The 19058-nt window shown below is 68.3% G+C and carries 14 protein-coding genes; 11 read left to right on the top strand and 3 right to left on the bottom strand.

Translation table 11 applies throughout. From position 1 onward, the window contains the following. The first annotated feature begins 14 nt into the window (after positions 1-14). The 3 genes from ACLARN_RS40490 to hrpA all read left to right on the top strand — a co-directional run bounded on the left by ACLARN_RS40490 (position 15) and on the right by hrpA (position 6448). Entirely contained in the window at positions 15-1232 is a 1218-nt protein-coding gene (locus ACLARN_RS40490; protein ID WP_409496777.1) for a cation:proton antiporter, read from the top strand. Between the two features lie 13 nt (positions 1233-1245). After that, entirely contained in the window at positions 1246-2409 is a 1164-nt protein-coding gene (locus ACLARN_RS40485) for a lactate 2-monooxygenase (protein ID WP_409496776.1), read from the top strand. 211 nt (positions 2410-2620) lie between these two features. Beyond that, complete coding sequence (hrpA, locus tag ACLARN_RS40480; RefSeq protein WP_409496805.1) at positions 2621-6448, top strand: ATP-dependent RNA helicase HrpA; 3828 nt, start codon at positions 2621-2623, stop codon at positions 6446-6448. 173 nt (positions 6449-6621) lie between these two features. On the opposite strand, the gene ACLARN_RS40475 is transcribed toward hrpA, so the two are convergent. Beyond that, positions 6622-8322, bottom strand: a complete 1701-nt coding sequence (locus tag ACLARN_RS40475; RefSeq protein ID WP_409496775.1) for a bifunctional 3'-5' exonuclease/DNA polymerase — start codon at positions 8320-8322, stop codon at positions 6622-6624. A gap of 155 nt (positions 8323-8477) precedes the next feature. On the opposite strand from ACLARN_RS40475, the gene ACLARN_RS40470 reads away from it, so the two are divergent. Next, positions 8478-10112, top strand: coding sequence for an acyl-CoA synthetase (locus tag ACLARN_RS40470; RefSeq protein WP_409496774.1), 1635 nt, complete (start codon positions 8478-8480; stop codon positions 10110-10112). Between the two features lie 163 nt (positions 10113-10275). Here the strand turns inward: ACLARN_RS40470 and ACLARN_RS40465 are convergent, their stop codons facing one another. Then, a complete protein-coding gene (locus ACLARN_RS40465) occupies positions 10276-11214 on the bottom strand; it encodes a hypothetical protein (RefSeq protein WP_409496773.1) in 939 nt (312 codons plus the stop codon). Positions 11215-11473: 259 nt separating this feature from the next. Here ACLARN_RS40465 and ACLARN_RS40460 point away from each other — a divergent pair, with 259 nt between their 5' ends. The 5 genes from ACLARN_RS40460 (at position 11474) to ACLARN_RS40440 (ending at position 16236) form a co-directional block, all read left to right on the top strand. Next, positions 11474-12724, top strand: a complete 1251-nt coding sequence (locus tag ACLARN_RS40460; protein WP_409496772.1) for a S8 family peptidase — start codon at positions 11474-11476, stop codon at positions 12722-12724. Between the two features lie 113 nt (positions 12725-12837). Next, positions 12838-13590, top strand: a complete 753-nt coding sequence (locus ACLARN_RS40455; protein WP_409496771.1) for an SDR family oxidoreductase — start codon at positions 12838-12840, stop codon at positions 13588-13590. Next, the gene (locus ACLARN_RS40450) at positions 13587-14651 is read left to right on the top strand and encodes a phosphotransferase family protein (RefSeq protein ID WP_409496770.1); all 1065 of its coding nucleotides are present in this window, start codon (positions 13587-13589) and stop codon (positions 14649-14651) included. Before ACLARN_RS40455 ends, ACLARN_RS40450 begins: the two co-directional genes overlap by 4 nt. Continuing rightward, positions 14652-15308 carry a histidine phosphatase family protein gene (locus ACLARN_RS40445; RefSeq protein ID WP_409496769.1) on the top strand — a complete coding sequence of 219 codons (657 nt, stop codon included), beginning with the start codon at positions 14652-14654 and terminating at the stop codon, positions 15306-15308. A 10-nt stretch (positions 15309-15318) separates the two neighbouring features. Next, complete coding sequence (locus ACLARN_RS40440; RefSeq protein ID WP_409496768.1) at positions 15319-16236, top strand: SMP-30/gluconolactonase/LRE family protein; 918 nt, start codon at positions 15319-15321, stop codon at positions 16234-16236. A 1-nt stretch (position 16237) separates the two neighbouring features. Here the strand turns inward: ACLARN_RS40440 and ACLARN_RS40435 are convergent, their stop codons facing one another. Continuing rightward, positions 16238-16708, bottom strand: coding sequence for a VOC family protein (locus tag ACLARN_RS40435; RefSeq protein WP_409496767.1), 471 nt, complete (start codon positions 16706-16708; stop codon positions 16238-16240). A 61-nt stretch (positions 16709-16769) separates the two neighbouring features. On the opposite strand from ACLARN_RS40435, the gene ACLARN_RS40430 reads away from it, so the two are divergent. Next, positions 16770-17717: a helix-turn-helix transcriptional regulator gene (locus ACLARN_RS40430; RefSeq protein ID WP_409496766.1), complete on the top strand. Its 948-nt coding sequence runs from the start codon at positions 16770-16772 to the stop codon at positions 17715-17717. A 119-nt stretch (positions 17718-17836) separates the two neighbouring features. Then, the gene (locus tag ACLARN_RS40425; RefSeq protein WP_409496765.1) at positions 17837-19018 is read left to right on the top strand and encodes a DUF222 domain-containing protein; all 1182 of its coding nucleotides are present in this window, start codon (positions 17837-17839) and stop codon (positions 19016-19018) included. Positions 19019-19058 lie beyond the last annotated feature (40 nt).

Below are 19058 nucleotides of genomic sequence, written 5' to 3'. Positions count from 1 at the left end.
CCATCGGAGGTCTCATGAGTTCCGGTCATGCCCTGCTGGCCGTCGGCGGGGCGTTCCTCGCCGCCGGTGTCATCGCCAGAGCGGGCGCCCGCATCGGGCTGCCGACCATTCCCCTGTTCATGCTGGCCGGTTTCGTCTTCGGCCCCAACACCCCCGGACTGTCCCTTGTGGACGACCCGAGCGAACTCGGAGTGCTCGCCGGTCTCGGTCTCGTCTTCCTCCTGTTCTACCTCGGCCTCGAATTCTCCCTCGACGATCTCGCCAAGGGCGGGCGCAAACTCGTCTGGTCCGGGCTGATCTACCTGATCCTCAACATCGGCGGCGGGCTCGCCTTCGGCTTCCTGCTCGGCTGGGGGACGAGGGAAGCGCTGGTCATCGCCGGTGCCATTGGGATCTCGTCGTCGGCGATCGTCACCAAACTCCTGCTCGAAGCCCGCCGGATGAACAACCCCGAATCCCGGCTGATCATGGGCATCATCGTGATCGAGGACCTGTTCCTCGCGCTGTACCTGGCTTTGCTGCAACCGGTGCTGTCCGGCGCCGGGAGTTTCGGGTCGGCCATGGCCGATTTCGGCAAGGCCTTCGCGTTCCTGATCGTGATGGCCGCGCTCGCCCGCTGGGGCGGCCGGGTGGTGTCGAAGCTGTTCGGCTCGGCCGACGACGAACTGCTGACCGTCTGCTTCGTCGGTGTCGCCGTGATGGGTGCCGCCGTCGCCGAAGAGGTCGGGGTGTCCGACGCCATCGGCGCGTTCATGGTCGGCATGATGCTCGGCGGCTCGAAGGTCGCGCCGCGTATCCACAAGCTGGTGCTCCCGCTGCGGGACGCGTTCGGCGCGCTGTTCTTCTTCATCTTCGGCCTCAGCATCGACCCGAACGCGGTCGGTTCGGTGGTGGTGCCGGTGCTGATCGCGGTGGCGCTGACGATCGTGCTGAACCTCGGCGCGGGCGCGCTGGCCGCACGGCTGCACGGATTCGACCGCCAGGCCGGGGTGAACATCGGGCTGACCGTGCTCACGCGCGGAGAGTTCTCGCTGGTGCTCGCCGCGATGGCGACCGCGGCGGGGCTGGACTCGAGGGTCGCGCCGTTCGTCGCGGGCTACGTCCTGCTGCTGGCCGTGATCGGTCCAGTCGCGGTCATCCGCTCGGAGAAACTCAGCTGGTTGCTACCGGCGGGTATCGTCCGGGGCACTTCGACCCGCGAAGGCCGCGATGAGGTGGCACGGGCGACGTGACGAGGAGGCCTGGGTGACGGAGCGGTTCGGCGGCTACCAGAACGAGATCTACTTGCAGGGGCTCGGCGGGACCTTCCCGCCGTGCTCCACCGACGCCACGAAGCTGGAGGAGTCGGCGAAGGAGATCCTGGACCCCGGCCCGTTCTGGTACGTCGCGGGCTCGGCCGGTTCGGGCGCCACCGCGCGCGCCAACCGGGAGGCGTTCGACCGCTGGCGCCTGGTGCCGCGCATGCTCACCGGCTCCACCGAACGCGATCTGTCGACGACCGTCCTGGGGACGCCGGTGCCGGCGCCGGTCCTGCTGGCGCCGGTCGGCGTCCAGTCGATCGTGCACGAGGGCGCGGAACCGGCGGCCGCCCGCGCGGCGGCGTCGGTCGGCCTGCCCTACATCATGTCGACGGCGTCCTCGACGAGCATCGAGGACGTCGCCGAGGCCAGCGGCGAGGGGCCGCGCTGGTTCCAGCTGTACTGGCCGACCGACAACGACGTCTGCGCGAGCATCCTGGCGCGGGCGAAGGCCGCGGGCTTCACCACGCTCGTGGTCACGCTCGACACCTGGACCCTCGCGTGGCGCCCGAACGACCTCGACCACGCGTATCTGCCGTTCATCAAGGGCGAGGGACTCGGTGTCCCGCTGAGCGACCCGGTGTTCCGCGGCCTGCTGGAGAAAACGCCCGAAGAGGACGCGCCCACCGCGATCCTGCGCTGGATCTCGATGATCACCGGCAGCGATCTCACCTGGGACCGGCTGCCGTTCCTGCGCGAGCACTGGGACGGGCCGATCGTGCTCAAGGGCATCCAGCACCTCGACGACGCGCGTCGCGCCGTCGAGGCCGGGATGGACGGGATCGTCGTGTCCAACCACGGCGGTCGCCAGGTCGACGGCGCCGTCGGTTCGCTCGACATGCTCCCGGAGGTCGTGGCCGCGGTCGGGGACCGGATCGAGGTGCTGTTCGACTCCGGGATCCGCACCGGCGCCGACATCGCCAAGGCGCTCGCGCTCGGTGCGAAGGCCGTGCTGGTGGGGCGGCCGTGGGTGTACGGGCTCGCGCACGCGGGGGCCGACGGCGTCCGGCATGTGCTGCGGAGCCTGCTCGCCGACCTCGACCTGACCATGGGCCTGTCCGGTCACCGCACCCTCGCCGACCTCACCCCCGCCTCCCTCACGCGCCCCTGACCCCCCGCAATTCGGCACCTGGTTGCGGTAGTTCGCCCTGCCAACTACCGCAACCAGGTGCCGAATTGCGAGGGGTGGTGGTGACGTGCGGGATATTCGGAGGCCCTGATCGTCACGCACGGCTATCCTGGTGCCGGTCATGGCTTCTCAGAGCACCCCATCCCGCAGCCCTTCCCCGCTCGGCGCCCTGCGCGCTCGCCTGCCCGAACTCATGTCGCGCGACGAGCACCGCCTCCGGCGCCGGCTCGACGGTGCCCGGAAAGCGCGGAACGCCGAGTCGATCACCGCGCAGATCGAGGTCGACATCGAGGCCGCGGAACTACGGGTCACCCGCCGCCGCGACGGCGTGCCGAAGATCTCGTACCCCGAAGAGCTGCCCGTCAGCCAGCGCAAGGACGAGATCGCCGCCGCCATCCGCGACCACCAGGTGGTGATCGTCGCGGGTGAGACCGGGTCCGGGAAGACGACGCAGCTGCCGAAGATCTGCCTCGAACTCGGCCGCGGGATCCGGGGCCAGATCGGGCACACACAGCCGAGGCGGCTGGCCGCGCGCACGGTCGCCGACCGGATCGCCTCCGAGCTGAACACCGAACTCGGCGAGGCCGTCGGCTACAAGGTCCGGTTCACCGACCAGTCAGGCCAGAACACGCTGGTCAAGCTGATGACCGACGGCATCCTGCTCGCCGAGATCCAGACCGACCGGATGCTGCGGCAGTACGACACGCTGATCATCGACGAGGCCCACGAGCGCAGCCTCAACATCGACTTCATCCTCGGCTACGTCAAACAGCTGCTGCCGCGCCGCCCCGACCTCAAGGTGATCATCACTTCGGCGACCATCGACCCGGAGCGGTTCTCCAAGCATTTCGACGACGCCCCGATCGTCGAGGTCTCCGGCCGGACGTATCCGGTCGAGGTCCGCTACCGGCCGATCATCGACCCCGACGACCCCGCCGCCGACCAGGACCGGGACCAGACGCAGGCCATCTGCGACGCCGTCGACGAACTCCAGTACGAGGGTCCCGGCGACATCCTGGTGTTCCTGTCCGGGGAGCGGGAGATCCGGGACACGGCGGACGCGCTGTCCAAACAAGACCTGCGCAACACCGAGATCCTGCCGCTGTACGCCCGGCTCTCGTCGTCGGACCAGCATCGCGTGTTCCAGCGGCACACCGGGCGCCGCGTCGTGCTCGCCACCAACGTCGCCGAGACCTCGCTGACCGTGCCGGGCATCAAGTACGTCGTCGACCCCGGCACCGCGCGGATCTCGCGCTACAGCCACCGCACCAAGGTCCAGCGCCTGCCGATCGAGCCGGTTTCGCAGGCGTCGGCGAACCAGCGCAAGGGCCGCTGTGGCCGGACCTCGGACGGTATCTGCGTCCGGCTGTACTCCGAAGACGACTTCGACGCGCGGCCCGAGTTCACCGATCCGGAGATCCTGCGGACCAACCTCGCGTCGGTCATTCTGCAGATGACGTCGCTCGGCCTTGGCGACATCGCGGCGTTCCCGTTCGTGGAGCCGCCGGACCGCCGCCAGGTCACCGACGGCGTCCAGTTGCTTCAGGAACTCGGCGCTTTCGAGATGACCGACGGCAAGAAGCTGACCGAGACCGGCCGCAAACTCGCGCTGCTCCCGGTCGACCCGCGGATGGCGCGGATGGTGCTGGAGGCCTCGCGCAACGGTTGTGTGCGCGAAGTGATGATCATCGCCGCCGCACTGTCCATTCAGGACCCCCGTGAGCGGCCGGCGGAAAAGCAGCAGGCGGCGGACGAGCAGCACGCGCGGTTCGCCGACAAGACGTCCGACTTCCTGGCGTACCTGAACCTGTGGGAGTACGTCAGCGAGCAGCAGAAGGCGTTGTCCACCAACCAGTTCCGCCGGTTGTGCCGCAACGAGTACCTGAACTACCTGCGCATCCGCGAATGGCAGGACATCTTCAGCCAGCTGCGTCAGCTGGCCAAACCCCTCGGCATCACCCTCAACACCGACGGCCCGGCCAATCCGCAACGTGTGCACACGTCGCTGATCGCCGGGCTGTTGTCGCATGTGGGGCTCAAGGATCCGGCCAAGGGTGACTACCTCGGCGCGCGCGGGGCACGGTTCTCGGTGTTCCCGGGTTCGGCGCTGTTCAAGAAGCAGCCGCGGTTCGTGATGTCGGCCGAACTGGTCGAGACCTCGCGCCTGTGGGGCCGGGTCAACGCGCGGATCGAGCCGGAATGGGTCGAGCCGCTCGCCGGGCACGTGGTGAAGCGGAACTACTCCGAGCCGCATTGGGAGCGCAAGCAGGGCGCGGTGATGGCGCTGGAGAAGGTGACGCTGTACGGCGTCCCGCTGGTCGCAGACCGCCGCGTCAACTACGGCCGCATCGACCCGGAGATGAGCCGCGAACTGTTCATCCGGCATGCGCTGGTCGAGGGTGACTGGGAGACTCGGCACCACTTCTTCCGCGAGAACCGTGCGCTGCTCGACGAGGTCGAGGACCTGGAGAACCGGGCCCGCCGCCGCGACATCCTGGTCGACGACGAGACGCTGTTCGAGTTCTACGATCAGCGCGTCCCGGCCGACGTCGTCTCCGCGCGGCATTTCGACAGCTGGTGGAAGAAGGCGCGGCACACCGAGCCTGATCTGTTGAGCTTCGAGAAGACGATGCTCATCAACGAGACCGCGGGTGGCGTGCGCGAGGCCGACTACCCCGATTTCTGGACCCAGGGCAGCCAGACGTTCAAACTCACGTACCAGTTCGAGCCGGGCGCGGACGCGGACGGCGTCACCGTGCACGTCCCGCTGCCGGTGCTGAACCAGGTCACCCCGGACGGCTTCGACTGGCAGGTCCCCGGCCTGCGCGAAGAACTGGTGACGCAGCTGATCAAGTCGCTGCCCAAGGCGATCCGGCGCAACTTCGTGCCGGCGCCCGACCACGCGAAACTGGTGCTGTCGCGGGTCGGCCCCGCCGACGGGCTGCTGCTGCACGCCGTCGCGGACGAACTGGAGGCCTTGCGCGGGGTGGTGATTCCCGACGACGCCTGGCAGCTGTCCGCGGTACCCGAGCATCTGAAGATGACCTTCCGCGTGGTCGACGTCCGCGGCAAGAAGGTCTCCGAGGGCAAGGACCTCGAGGCGCTCAAACGGGATCTGAGCGGCCAGGTGCGGGCGACGATCTCGAAGGCCGCCGACAGTATCGAGCGCGAGGGCCTGACCAGGCCCGCGTTCGGCGAGCTGCCGAAGGTGTTCGCGAGCAAGCAGCGCGGGCACGACGTCAAGGCGTATCCGGCGCTGGTCGACGAGGGCGGCACCGTCGCGGTGCGGCTGCTGGACACGCCGGGACAGCAGGAACGATCGATGTGGGCGGGCACGCGGCGGATGCTGCGGCTGAACCTGCCGTCGCCGATGAAGTTCATCACCCGCAACCTCGGCAATTCGTCGAAGCTCGTGCTGAACCGCAATCCGCACGGTTCGGTGGCGGCACTGCTGGAGGACTGCGTCGACTGCGCCGTTGACCAGCTCGTCACCGACAACGGCGGTCCGAGCTGGGACGAGGCCGGTTTCGCCGTCCTGCAGGAAAAGGTGCGCGCCGGGCTGAACGCCGGAGTGCTCGACGTCCTGACCAATGTCGAGAAGATCCTGCGCGCCGCGAACGACGTCGAAACGCGGCTGGCCGACACCCGTGGCCCGGCGGATTCGCTCGCGGATATCCGGACGCAGCTGAACGGGTTGGTGCACAAGGGTTTCGTCACCGAAACCGGGCAGGACAGGCTGAAGCACGTCGTCCGGTACCTGCGGGGGATCGAACGGCGGCTGGAGAAACTCCCGACCGAGCCGACCCGCGACCTCCAGCGCACCGGCGACGTCGCCTGGCTCCGCAACGAGTATCAGGCCGCGCTCGACGCCCAGCCGCCAGGGACGAGTTCCCCCGCCCTACAGGAAATCCGGTGGATGATCGAGGAACTGCGGGTGAGCTTCTTCGCCCAAACTCTCGGCACCGCCCACCCCGTCTCCCTTAAGCGAGTCATCAAGGCCCTGGACGACGCCGCCTCCTGACCCGAGTTCTCCGCCCAATCACGCGAGTTCTCCGCCTGATCACGTGTGATCGCCGCTCAATCACGGGCCACCGTGACGGGCGGCGGGACTCTTGTGATTGGGCGGCGATCATGCGTGATTGAGCGGCGCACACGCGTGATCAGATGGAGAACTCGCGTGATTGGGCGGAGAACTCACTTGGCGTCGGCGTAGGTGTCCACGGCCGCGATGTGCAGCGGGAACCGGACCGGGCAGGCGGCACCGAACAGCATCCGCGCCGCCTCCGTCATGCTGTCCACAATGGACTGCGAGACCTCGTCGGCGAACTCGGCCGGGGTGTGCACCAAGACCTCGTCGTGCTGGAAGAAAACCAGGTGCGCGGGGGCGGGAAGCTTGCCGCGCAGGGTCGCCAGCAGGACCGCGGTCATGTCCGCCGCGCTCGCCTGCACGACGAAGTTCCGGGTAAATCGGCCCCAGCCGCGCGACGCCTGACGCGCCTTCGTTTCGGCCGCTTCGTCGTCGGTGAAGCCGCCGGTCAGTGCGCGCCAGGCTTCCGACGGCGCGGGTGAGGTCCGGCCCAGCCGGGAGCGGACGCGCTCGCCGCGTTCCCCTGCCTGCGCGGCACGCTCCACATAGGACACCGCGTCCGGGAACCTGGTCCGCAGCAGTGCCAGCAACGGCCCGGCCTCGCCGGACGTACCGCCGTACATCGCCGACAGCATCGCGATCTTCGCCCGGTCGCGATCGTCCCTGTCGTCCCAGGCGGGCACCGGCACGCGGCGCACTCCGGAGAACATCGCCTCGGCGAGGCTCGCGTACAGATCCGTGGCCGCGGCGACTTCGGCCAGCTTCCGGTCCCCGGACAACGCCGTCAGCACCCGCGGCTCCAGTTGCGCGGCGTCGGCGACCACCAGCTTCCAGCCCGGATCGGCGCGGACGCAGGTCCGGAGCACCTTCGGGATCTGCAACGCGCCCCCGCCTCGGCTGGCCCAGCGGCCCGAAACGACGCCGCCGACGATGTAGTGCGGGCGGAATCGGCCGTCGTGCACCCATTCGTCGAGCCAGGTCCAGCCGTTGGCCGAATGCAGCCGCGCGAGTTCCTTGTACTCCAGCAGCGGCGGGACGGCGGGGTGGTCGATGTCGCGCAGCAGGTACTTCCTGGCCGAGGTGACCTCGATGCCCTCCCGCCCCAGCGCCCGGACGACGCTGGCAGGGGCGTCCGGATTGACCGGACGCCCGCCGAACGCGTCGCTGATCTGCGCCGCCAGTTCGACCAGCCGTTTCGGCCGCTGCCCAGCCGGGACTCGCGGCCCGAGCTGGTCGGCGAGCAGTTCGAGGTGCAGGTCGGCCCGCCACGGCAGCCCGTCGGCCGACATCTCCGCGGCCGCCAGCGCGCTCGCCGACTCCGCCGCGAAGAGCAGCCGAAGCCGCTCCGGATGTTCGGCGAGCGCGACCCGCTTCTCCTGCTCGGCCAGTACACGGCGAGCCGCCTCGACGAGGGTGACCCCGGCGGGCAACCGTGGGCCGTGTGTCTCGAACAGCGTCGGCTGGTCGTCTTCGGCCCACGGCGGCGGCTCGTCGGCGGGCGCCTCCTGCCCGTTCGCCCTGGCCAGCGCGGCGTGCAGGCTCCGCGACTCCTTCGGGCGGCCCTCGTGGGCCAGCAGCAGACCCTCGGTCAGCGCCAGGTCATGACACCGCCGCACCCGGACGCCTGCCTTGATCAGCGCCGGGTACGCCCGCTCGACCGACGGGAACACCCAGCGTGGCGCGTGCTCCGACTCCAGACTCCGTACTTCGTCGACGAACGCGGGGAGCTTCAGGCCCCGGCGTGGAGGTTGTCCGGAAAGAGCGATCGCGAAGTCGCCATCTTCCTCTTGACCTGCGAACGCTTGCACGTTGCCATTGTGCTAGTTGCCACCGACATTTCTGTCACGAGCACGCTAGTGCGCTGCAGCTACCGGTCGGCTACTGTCGAGTAGCAACCCCATACCGCCGGTACGCGAACGACGGCGGCATGGTGTCTCGCCGCAGCAGCAACGGAGGTGCCCGGATGAGAAACCCCACCGGCCTCGCCACCCTGGTGGCGGGCAAGGTGACCGAGACCGTGCGCAGCATCGACGTGATGCGCCAAGCGGGCTTGCTCCCGATCCCCCGGGTCGACGAGGGTCTGCGTTCGCTGGTCCTCGTGCGGAAGTGGGGCCCGTTCGCCGGCGCCACCATGATCGCCGCCCGCCGGGACCCGACCGCGACCGGCATCATCGACGAGCTCGGGCCGCTGACCTTCAAACAGCTCGACACCCAGTCGAACGCGCTGGCCAGGGCGTGGGCCGAACGTGGCCTCGGCCCGGGTTCGGTGATCGCCGCGCTGTGCCGCGACCACCGAGGTCTCGTGCTGACGATGCTCGCCTCCGGCAAACTCGGCGCGAAGCTGCTGCTGATGAACACCGGGTTCGCCAAACCACAGCTCGCGGACGTCGCGAAGCGCGAAGGCGTCACTGCGCTCGTGTACGACCAGGAGTTCACTGACCTGCTGAACGCGGTCGAGGGCGACGTCGACCACTACCTCGCGTGGGTCGATCCGGACACCGCGCGCTCGGACGACATCCCGATCGTCACCGAACTGGTGGCCAGCACCGACGACCGCCCGTGGCCCGCGCCCGCGAAACCGGGCGGTTTCATCCTTCTGACCAGCGGCACCACCGGCACGCCGAAGGGCGCGCCGCGGCCGCACACCTCCGCGCTCGCGTCGGCGCAGTTCCTGGACCGCATCCCGCTGCGGACCGGCGAGGCGACCTACATGGGCGCGCCGCTGTTCCACGGCACCGGGTTGTCGCAGTTCATCCTGTCCTTCGCGCTCGGCTCGAAGGTCGTCATGCGGCGCAAGTTCGTGCCGGAGGAGACGTTGCGTGGCGTCGCGGAGAACCGCTGCACCACACTGGTCCTCGTGCCGACGATGCTCCAGCGGATCGTCGACCTGCCAGAAGAGGTCCGCGCCAAGTACGACACTTCGTGCCTGCGGATCATCTTCGTCGCCGGCTCCGCGCTGTCCCCGGACCTCGGGAACCGCGCGACCGCCGCGTTCGGGGACGTCGTGCACAACCTCTACGGCTCGACCGAGGTCGCGGTCGCCACGGTCGCGACGCCCGAGGACTGGCGCAAGGCACCGGGCACCGTCGGCCGCGCGCCGGTCGGCTGCAAGGTCGCGCTGTACGACGAGAAAGGCGGCAGGATCACCGAGCCGCACGTCACCGGCCGGGTGTTCGTCGGCAGTGGGCTGAGCTTCCAGGGCTACACCGACGGGCGGAACAAGGAGATCATCGACGGGCTGCTCTCCAGCGGCGACGTCGGCCACTTCGACGAGGACGGCTTGCTGTTCATCGACGGCCGCGACGACGAGATGATCGTCTCCGGCGGCGAGAACGTCTTCCCGATCGAGGTGGAGAACCTCCTGGTCGAGCGCGAGGACGTGATCGAGGCGGCGGTCGTCGGCGTCGACGACCCCGAGTTCGGGCAGCGGCTGAAGGCGTTCGTCGTGCGGGCCGAGAAGTCGGATCTGGACGTCGACGGCGTGCGCGAGTACGTCAAGGCGAACCTCGCCCGGTACAAGGTGCCGCGCGAGGTGGAGTTCCTCGACGAACTACCACGCAACGCGACCGGGAAGGTGCTGCGCAACAAGCTGCACTAGTGGTCACCATCGGAAGTCCTCCGGGGGTCTCGACGGCCCAGGTTTCCGCTGGACGCACGGCCGCAAGGCCCGAGTACAACACCGGTACGAGGACCTCGCGGCCGCACGCCCAGCGGAAACCTGGATCCGCCGAATACCCCCGAAGGACTTCCGATGGCAACCACTAGCACTCCCAGTCGATGCCGAAGACCCCGGGACCGAAGTCGAGTGCGACGGCGTGGACGCCGCTGCCCTGGTCCGGTTTGAGTTCCTTCCGGTCCAGTGGCGACGTTCCTTGTCTGCTGTATTGCCAGCATTTCGTCGGGATGGTGTCCGGGTCGAACCGGATCTCCAGCAGGTACTCCCGGACGGGCCGCCGGAACTCGCGGTAATGCGTGTTCTCGCACTCCGGATACGGCGGCCCGGGGTTCGTCAACGAGTACTCGATCAGGTGAGTCTCGCCGCGGTCGATGGGCCGGTCGAAGAGCAGTTCGGCCACCGTGAGCCCGTGCTCGTCGTCGACCTCGGCGCGGCCGACGTGGCAGTTCCGCAACGTGTTCAGCACCGGTGGTCCCGCCCCGGGATCACCTTGGGCGTAGACCAGCAGCCAGCGGTCCTGCCCGTCCGCGCCCGCCTGGAACACCGCCCGCGCGGTCACCGCGCGCTGTCCGCCGTCCGCGGCGATCTCGCACAGGTCGTGCAGGCCGACCAGTTTCAGCTGATGGTGTTGTTCGAGCGCGTTCGGCGCGCCGACCTTCTCCAACAGGGCCTGGAGTGCTTCGAGCGGGAAGGTCATCGGCTGTTCGGTGGTGGCGCGGCTCCGGCGTGACGACGCCCCGCGCGGCCGAGGCGGCGGCAACAGGCTCAGCAGCGACCCGGCGGGAATCGCCAGTACCTCCTCGAGGACCCGCACCGCGGACAGCGAACTCTGCCGTTCCGGCTGCCGTTTCCCCGATTGCCAGTAACTCAACGCGGTGACACTGACCGACGCGCCGCGCGTCAGGAGCCGGGCCTGGATGCGGTCGAGACTCAGTCCGCTGGTCGCGATGGCCGACCGCAACGCGGTGGCGAACGCCGTACGCGGCTGGTCGTCCTCGTCCGTGATAGCGCTCCCCGCCGCCATATGCTGTCCGACCGCCCCCGTCTGCCGTTTCTTGACACCGCCCGGTTGATAACAACACGAATAACTTTAACAGTCTGAGGTAACGCTTCGGGGGCACCTTCTGCCAGGCGAAAACGCCTTTCCGGACGAGCGTCACTACTCCTTTTGGCCTAGTACTGGTAACTGTGAATCATTGCCCGGCCACCAGCGCACCGGCTTGCATGGCTCTCAGCAACGATCATCCTCCCGGGTGATCCGCGGCGCGGCAGGAAGGGAACCAGTGAGCAAGTCCCGGAAGAACCTGAAGTCCCGAAAGTCCCGGAACGGCTTGATGGCGGGGGTCGCCCTCGCTGGGGTGACCGCGGCGGTCGCCACGTTCGGCGCCGGTGCGGCCAATGCCGACCAGCAGGGTGAGATCCGCGGCGCCGGTGCGGCCAACGCGGTCGGTGGCAGCTACATCGTCGTCCTCAAGCCCACCGCGGTCGGCCAGGGCGTGGCCGCGGCGAGCGAGATCACCGCGAACGTCGCCGCCAAGGCGCAGGGCCTCACCGGTCAGTACGGCACCACGCTTTCCCGCACTTTCGGCTCGGCGCTGAACGGCTTCTCGATCAAGGCCGACGAAGCCGCCGCGAAGCGTCTCGCCGCCGACCCGCAGGTCGCATACGTCGTGCAGAACAAGACGTTCAAGATCAGCGAGACCCAGGACAACCCGCCGTCGTGGGGCCTCGACCGCGTCGACCAGGCGGACCTGCCGCTCGACAAGAAGTACACCTACCCGACCAAGGCCGACAACGTCACCGCGTACGTCATCGACACCGGTGTCCGCGGCTCGCACAAGGACTTCGGTGACCGCGCGACCGGCGGCAAGGACTTCGTCGACAACGACGACACCCCCAACGACGAGCACGGCCACGGCACGCACGTCGCCGGCACCATCGGCGGCACGGACCACGGCCTCGCCAAGGGCGTGAAGATCGTCGGCGTCCGCGTGCTGGACGCCAACGGCAGCGGCACCACCGAGGGTGTCGTCGCCGGTGTCGACTGGGTCGCGGCGAACGCCAAGGGCCCGTCGGTCGCCAACATGAGCCTGGGCGGCGGCGCGGACGACGCCCTGGACGAGTCGGTCAAGGGAGCCATTTCGAAGGGCGTGACCTTCGCGCTCGCGGCGGGCAACGAGTCCTCCGACGCCGGCACCACCTCGCCTGCCCGCGTCAAGGAGGCCATCACGGTGGCCGCCAGCGACAAGACCGACAAGCAGGCCAGCTTCTCGAACTACGGTTCGGTCGTGGACCTCTACGCGCCGGGTGTCGACATCACGTCCACGTGGGGCACCGGTGACGACGCCACGAACACCATCAGCGGTACCTCGATGGCCGCGCCGCACGTCGCCGGCGCTGCCGCGCTCTACCTGTCGGCTCACCCCGACGCCACCCCGGCCCAGGTCTCCGAAGGCCTGGTCGCCGCGGCTGCGGACGGCAAGATCAGCAACCCGACCGGTGGCACGGCGAACAAGCTGCTCCAGGTGAAGTAGGACCCTTATCGGACAGGCTGCCCCCGGCGAACCCCAGGCGTCGGGGGCAGCCGCCTGTCCGTGCTCTTCAAACGCGGGGCGCCAGACTTGTTACCAACCGGTACGCTCCGGACATGGTCCTGCGGAAGAACATCCTGATCACCGGGGCGAGCTCCGGACTCGGCGAGGGAATGGCGAGGCAGTACGCCGCCAGAGGCCGCAACCTGGCGTTGGCCGCCCGCCGTGTCGATCGGCTGGAAGCCCTCGCGGCGGAACTCAAGAAGGCGTACCCCGGCATCACCGTGGTCACCCGGAAGCTGGATGTGAACGACCACGACCAGGTCTTCGCCGTCTTCGAGGAGTTCCGCGAGGAACTCGGCTCCCTCGATCGCGTGATCGTGAACGCGGGGCTCGGCAAGGGGCAGCGGATCGGCACCGGCCGGTTCGACGCCAACCGCCAGACGCTCCAGACGAACTTCCTCGCCGCGGCCGCCCAGATCGAGGCCGCCGTCGGCATCTTCCGCAAGCAGAAGAACGGCCACCTCGTGGTCGTTTCCTCCTTCCTCGCGCTTCGCGGTGTTCCCGGCAACGCCACCGCGTACGCCGCCTCGAAGGCGGGGATCTCGGCGTTCACCGAGGGCACCCGGATCGAGCTGCTGAAGACGCCGATCAAGGTCACCACACTGCTTCCCGGATTCATCGAATCGGAGATGAACGAGGACATCTCGAAGCTCCCGGCCGCCGTCAAAGCGGAGCCCGGCGCGCAGGCGCTGGTGAAGGCGATCGAATCCGAGACGGCGAAGGCGTTCGTGCCGACGTGGCCGTGGAGCGTGCTCTCGAAGCTCTTCCCGTTCGTCCCGGCGTCGATGCTGAAGAAGTTCGGATGACGGTGGCCGCGGACAAGACCGTCGAAGTACGCGGCGAGGACTCGTTCGATCCCGCCGCGGTGCATGCCTGGCTGACCGGACAGGTGCCCGGACTCGGTGACCCGCCGCCCCAGGTTCGTCAGTTCCCGGGTGGGGCCTCGAATCTCACGTATCTGCTGACCTATCCGGACCGCGAGCTGATCCTGCGGCGCCCGCCCGGCGGGCACAAGGCCGCGTCCGCGCACGACATGCGCCGCGAGTTCCGGGTCCAACGGGCGGTGCGGCCGGTCTTCCCTTACGTGCCTGAGGTGCTCGCGTTCTGCGACGACGAAACCGTGCTCGGCGGCGACTTCTACGTGATGGAGCGGCTCGAAGGCCTGATCCTGCGCGGTGATCTGCCCGCTGATCTCGAACTTCCGGCGGAGAGCGCACGTGAGCTGTGCGGCAAGGTCGTCGACAGGCTGGTGGAACTGCACGCCGTCGACGTCGAGGCCGCGGGACTGGCCGACCTCGGCAAGGGCGCCGGATACGTCGAACGGCAGGTGCGCGGCTGGTCGGAGCGGTTCCTCAAGGCACGCACGGAGAACGTCCCGGACTGCGCCGAGGTGATGGCGTGGCTGAAGGAGAATCAGCCGTCCGAGGTGAAGATCTGCTTGATCCACAACGACTACCGGCTCGACAACCTGGTGCTCGACGACGATCTCGACATCGTCGGCGTCCTCGACTGGGAGATGGCCACGCTCGGCGATCCGCTGATGGAGCTGGGCAGCACGCTGGCGTACTGGGTGCAGGACGACGATGACGACGTGATGAAGCTCAGCCGTCGTCAGCCGACGCACGTGCCGGGGATGTACACGCGCGACGAATTCGTGCGGCGGTACGCGGAGCGATCCGGTCTTGAGATCGGCGACTGGACGTTTTACGAGGTGTACGGCCTGTTCCGGCTCGCGGTGGTGATCCAGCAGATCTACTACCGATTCCACAGTGGACAGACGAACAATCCGGCGCTGAAGGATCTTTGGCAGTTCGTCGGCTATCTGGACGGGCGCTGCCGCCGGATCATCGGAGGAGGACACGCGTAGATGGGTGCGATCTACCTGGTCCGGCACGGGCAGGCGTCGTTCGGCGCGGAAAACTACGACCAGCTTTCGCCGCGCGGCTTCGAACAGTCCACTGTGGTCGGTGCGGAACTGCTGCGGCGCGGCGTCGAATTCAGCCAGGCGCGCTCCGGTTCCCTTGCCCGGCAACGGGACACGGCCGCGACGGCGTTGAAGGTGCTCGGCTCCGGGATCGCCGTCGTCGAGGACGAGCGCTGGAACGAATACGACCACGTCGATATCGCGAAGTACCACGCCGCCGGTGTCCAGCAGACCGATTCGCGGGCGTATCAGGCCGCTTTGGACGGTGCGCTGAGCGCGTGGATCGCGGCGGGGCTGGCCGGACCGTGCGCCGAAACCTGGCCTCAGTTCCTGGAGCGGGTCAAGGACGCGCTGGCCGATCTCGTGGCGTCGCTGGGCAAGGGCGAGCACGCCGTCGTCTTCAGCTCCGGCGGGGTCATCGCCACGGTCTGCGGCGCGCTGATGGGCACGCCCGAGGCCGGGCTGCTGAAACTGAACCGGGTCACCGTGAACGCGGGCATCACCAAACTGGTGTCCGGCCGCGGCGGGGTGACCCTGCTGTCGTTCAACGAACATCCGCATTTCGAGGCGGAAACCGCGGAACTGCTCACCTATCGATAGGAGACACGCGATGGCGTTCGGCGAGGTCACGGTCATCCCGGTCAACGGGCACGGTCCCGAGGACGTCCTTGTCGACGACCAGGGCCGGATCTACACCGGCGTCGACGACGGGCGCGTCCTGCGCGTCGCGCCGGACGGCAAGCGGATCGACGTCCTCGGCGACACCGGCGGCCGCCCGCTGGGGCTGGAGTTCTACGGCGACGACCTCCTGATCTGCGACGCCAAGGCCGGTCTGCTGACCATGCCGCTCGCCGGTGGCGACGTCACCACTTTGGCGACTTCGGCGGTGGGTCTCGACTTCGTGTTCTGCAACAACGCCGCCGTGGCTTCCGACGGCACGGTGTACTTCACGGACTCGTCGCGGCGCTTCGGCATCGAGAAGTGGCGCGACGACCTGATCGAGCAGACCGGCGGCGGGCGTCTCCTGCGGCGGACCCCGGACGGGAAGATCGAGCAGCTCGCCGACGGTTTCCAGTTCGCCAACGGCGTCGCGCTGCCACCCGACGAGTCCTATGTGGCCGTTGCCGAGACCGGCGCCTACCGGGTCGCTCGCGTGTGGCTCACTGGCGAGAAGGCGGGTACGCAGGATTACCTGGTCGACGACCTGTGGGGATACCCCGACAACATCTCGACCGGCAGCGACGGGCTGATCTGGATCACCGTGGCGAGCCCGAAGGTCCCCGCGCTTTCCTTGGTGCAGAAGCTTCCCGCGCCGTTACGGGCCGGTGTCCGCGCGCTGCCGACGTCGCTTCAACCCGCGCCCGCGCGGGAATGTGGGGTGCGGGGTGTCACGCCGGACGGGAAGCAGGTGCACGAACTGCGCGGGGAGATCGACGGGTTCCATGTGCTCGTCGGGGTCCGTGAGCGGGCCGGAACCCTCTATTTCGGCTCCCTGGAGGACAGCGCGATCGCCGTGACGACGGTCTGAGTCAGTCCAGGCAGAACTCGTTGCCCTCGGGGTCGTTCATCACGATGAAGCCGAGGCTCAGCGGCTGCTCGGGCTCGAAGCGCTGAATCCGCTTCGCCCCGAGCCCGACGAGCCGGTCGCATTCGGCTTCGAGGGCCGCCATCCGCTCGTCCCCCTGAAGCCCGGGTGCGGCGCGGATGTCGAGGTGGACGCGGTTCTTGGCGATCTTGTCCTCCTGGACCTGCTGGAAGAAGATCTGCGGCCCCTCGCCGGCCGGGTCTTTGAGCGCGGACCGGGAGTTGCGCTGATCCTCGGGCACGCCGACACGTTCGAGGAACTCGTCCCAGGCGTCCAGCGGATCGGTGCCCTCGGGCACGTCGACCCCCGGCGGGCCGGGGTGGACGTAGCCCAGGGCATCGCGCCAGAAGGTGGACAGCGCCTTCGGGTCGTGGGCGTCGAAGGTGACCTGGATTTCGCGGCTCTTGCGGTTCATGGTGACACTCTCGCATGCCTAGCGGACAGGATCGGTCCGCTATCTCTGGCAGTCTGGGACCATGGAGGACGAACGGGGTACGACGGAGCGGGTGCTCACCCTGCTCGGGCTGCTGCAACAGCGCGCCGTGTGGACCGGTCCCGAACTGGGGGAACGGCTCGGCGTCACCCCGCGCACGATCCGGCGGGACATCGAGCGGCTGCGTGCGCTCGGCTATCCGGTGCAGGCCAGCAACGGCGTCGGCGGCGGCTACCAGCTCGGCCCAGGCCATGACATGCCGCCGCTGCTGTTCGACGACGAGGAAGCGATCGCGACCGCTGTCTCCCTGCTCGCCGGCGCGGGCAACGGTGAGGCCGCGCTCCGGGCTCTCACCAAACTCGACCGGGTGCTGCCGGTCAGACTGCGACACGAGGTGCGCGCGCTCTCCGGCTCGGTGGTCTCCTTCGACGGAAGCCGCGCGCCGATCGACCCCGACGTGCTCATGACCCTGGCCAGGGCCTGCCGGGACGAGGTCGAGGCAGGATTCGACTATCCGTCGTCCTCTGGTGTGATGCGGCGACGGGTCGAGCCCTATCGGCTGGTGGCCTCCGGACGGCGCTGGTATTTGCTGGCTTACGACCTCGATCGGGACGACTGGCGCAACTTCCGGGTCGACCGGATGACGGAGGTTTCCGCGCGGGCGTGGCGATTCCGCCCGCGTCCGGCGCCTGACGCGGCGGCCTACGTCCAGGAAAACGTGACGAGCCGGGTCTATCAGCATCAGGCACGTTTTCTGGTGCACGCGCCCGCTTCGGTTGTGAGGGCGCAGATTTCCGCCTCGGCGGCTGTCGTGCGGCCGCGTGGGGACGCGCGGTGTGAGGTGCTGAGCGGGGCGGGGGATCTCGATTTCCTGCTGATGCATGTGGTGGTGCTGGGACATTCTTTCGAGGTGATCGAGCCGGTGGAATTGGGGGAGCGGTGCCGGATTCTGGCTGAACGCTTGCTTTCGGCCGGGGTTCCCCGCAATTAGTCGGCTAAATGCGGTAACCACGCGAACCGACCGGATCACCCTTCAGTGGTAAATGCGCCGGTTCGCGGTAACGTAAAATTACGAACACATGTTCGACAGAAATGCGGTATTATGGAGGTGTGTCCGAGACGATCCTTCCCGAGTTGCCGCAGGAACTGTGGCGCGCTGGCAAGCTGGAGCTTGCCCACGGCGTGCAGCAGTTCCTGCAGGTGATGCGGGTAGCGTCCGCCGGGTTGGGCCGGTATTTGGCCGAGGTCGAGTCTCGTGGCGTGAAAGACTTGTACGGCTATGGGACGACGGTGTCGTGGTTCGCCGATATCGCCGGGTTGTCTGTTGGTGAGGCGCGGCCGTATGTGAATCGTGCGATCGACCTGAACCCCACCCGCGCCTTGGATGGCACCGAGATCCCGGCGTTCGCGCCCGCGACCGGCGCGGCGGCGGCGGACGGCGCGATCGGCGAGGAACGGATCAAACAGATCCTGGAGTTCCTGCGGCAAATCCCGGCCGAGGTGGCGGTGGAGGATCGGGAGCATGCGGAGAAGACCCTCGCTGGGTTGGCCCGGGATGCGGGTCCTCGGCAGGTGTCGGATCTCGGGGAGCAGTTGCTGGGATGGCTCGACCCGGATGGCAAGGAGCCCAAGGATCCCGAACCCGCCCAGCCCCGCCGTGAACTGACGTTGGAACGCCGGAAGGACGGGTTCTGGAATCTGAAGGGCCTGCTCGATGACGAGTCCGGGGCCCGGACCGCGGCGGCGCTGGAGGCCTATGCGAAGCCGCGTCCGGTGGATGAGTTCGGTCAGGCGGATCTGCGCAGCAAAGCCGAACGTCAGGGTGACGCCTGGGTCGACCTCGTGGACCTCGCGGTGGCCTGTCCGGATCAGCCTGGAACCAATGGCTACCGGACCTTGGTGCATGTGACCATCGGTCTGGAGGAGCTGAAGACCGGCCTCGGAACGGCGTGCCTCGATTTCGTCGGGACGATGACTGCCCGCGAAGCCCGTATGGCTGCCTGCGATTGTCTGATGCTTCCGGTGGTGCTCAATGCCGCTGGCGAGCCGTTGGATGTGGGGCGGCTGAGGCGGTTCGTCACCCCGGGCCAGCGCCGAGCCTTGAATATCCGGGATCGGGGGTGCGCGTTCCCGGGCTGTCATCGGCGGCCGAAGAACTGTCACGCTCACCATATTCATCATTGGGCAGACGGCGGACCCACGGACCTGCGGAATCTAGTGCTGGTCTGTTCTTTCCATCGTGTGTCTCGAATGCGATTGAGAGGTTCTGATGTAGAAGCCAGAGTCGCTTGAAAGCAATGCTGTGTCGGAGATGAAGGTAGGTCCTTCGGCA

The sequence above is a fragment of the Amycolatopsis sp. cmx-11-12 genome, assembly GCF_046269425.1.
Lineage (GTDB): Bacteria > Actinomycetota > Actinomycetes > Mycobacteriales > Pseudonocardiaceae > Amycolatopsis.
This window is presented reverse-complemented; position numbering and strand designations above follow the sequence as displayed.

Coding starts and splice junctions, on each gene's coding strand:
- ACLARN_RS40490 (WP_409496777.1), top strand. CDS start 15: ATGAGTTCCGGTCATGCCCTGCTGGCCGTCGGCGGGGCGTTCCTCGCC.
- hrpA (WP_409496805.1), top strand. CDS start 2,621: ATGTCGCGCGACGAGCACCGCCTCCGGCGCCGGCTCGACGGTGCCCGG.
- ACLARN_RS40470 (WP_409496774.1), top strand. CDS start 8,478: ATGAGAAACCCCACCGGCCTCGCCACCCTGGTGGCGGGCAAGGTGACC.
- ACLARN_RS40465 (WP_409496773.1), bottom strand. CDS start 11,214: ATGGCGGCGGGGAGCGCTATCACGGACGAGGACGACCAGCCGCGTACG.
- ACLARN_RS40455 (WP_409496771.1), top strand. CDS start 12,838: ATGGTCCTGCGGAAGAACATCCTGATCACCGGGGCGAGCTCCGGACTC.
- ACLARN_RS40450 (WP_409496770.1), top strand. CDS start 13,587: ATGACGGTGGCCGCGGACAAGACCGTCGAAGTACGCGGCGAGGACTCG.
- ACLARN_RS40445 (WP_409496769.1), top strand. CDS start 14,652: ATGGGTGCGATCTACCTGGTCCGGCACGGGCAGGCGTCGTTCGGCGCG.
- ACLARN_RS40440 (WP_409496768.1), top strand. CDS start 15,319: ATGGCGTTCGGCGAGGTCACGGTCATCCCGGTCAACGGGCACGGTCCC.
- ACLARN_RS40435 (WP_409496767.1), bottom strand. CDS start 16,708: ATGAACCGCAAGAGCCGCGAAATCCAGGTCACCTTCGACGCCCACGAC.
- ACLARN_RS40430 (WP_409496766.1), top strand. CDS start 16,770: ATGGAGGACGAACGGGGTACGACGGAGCGGGTGCTCACCCTGCTCGGG.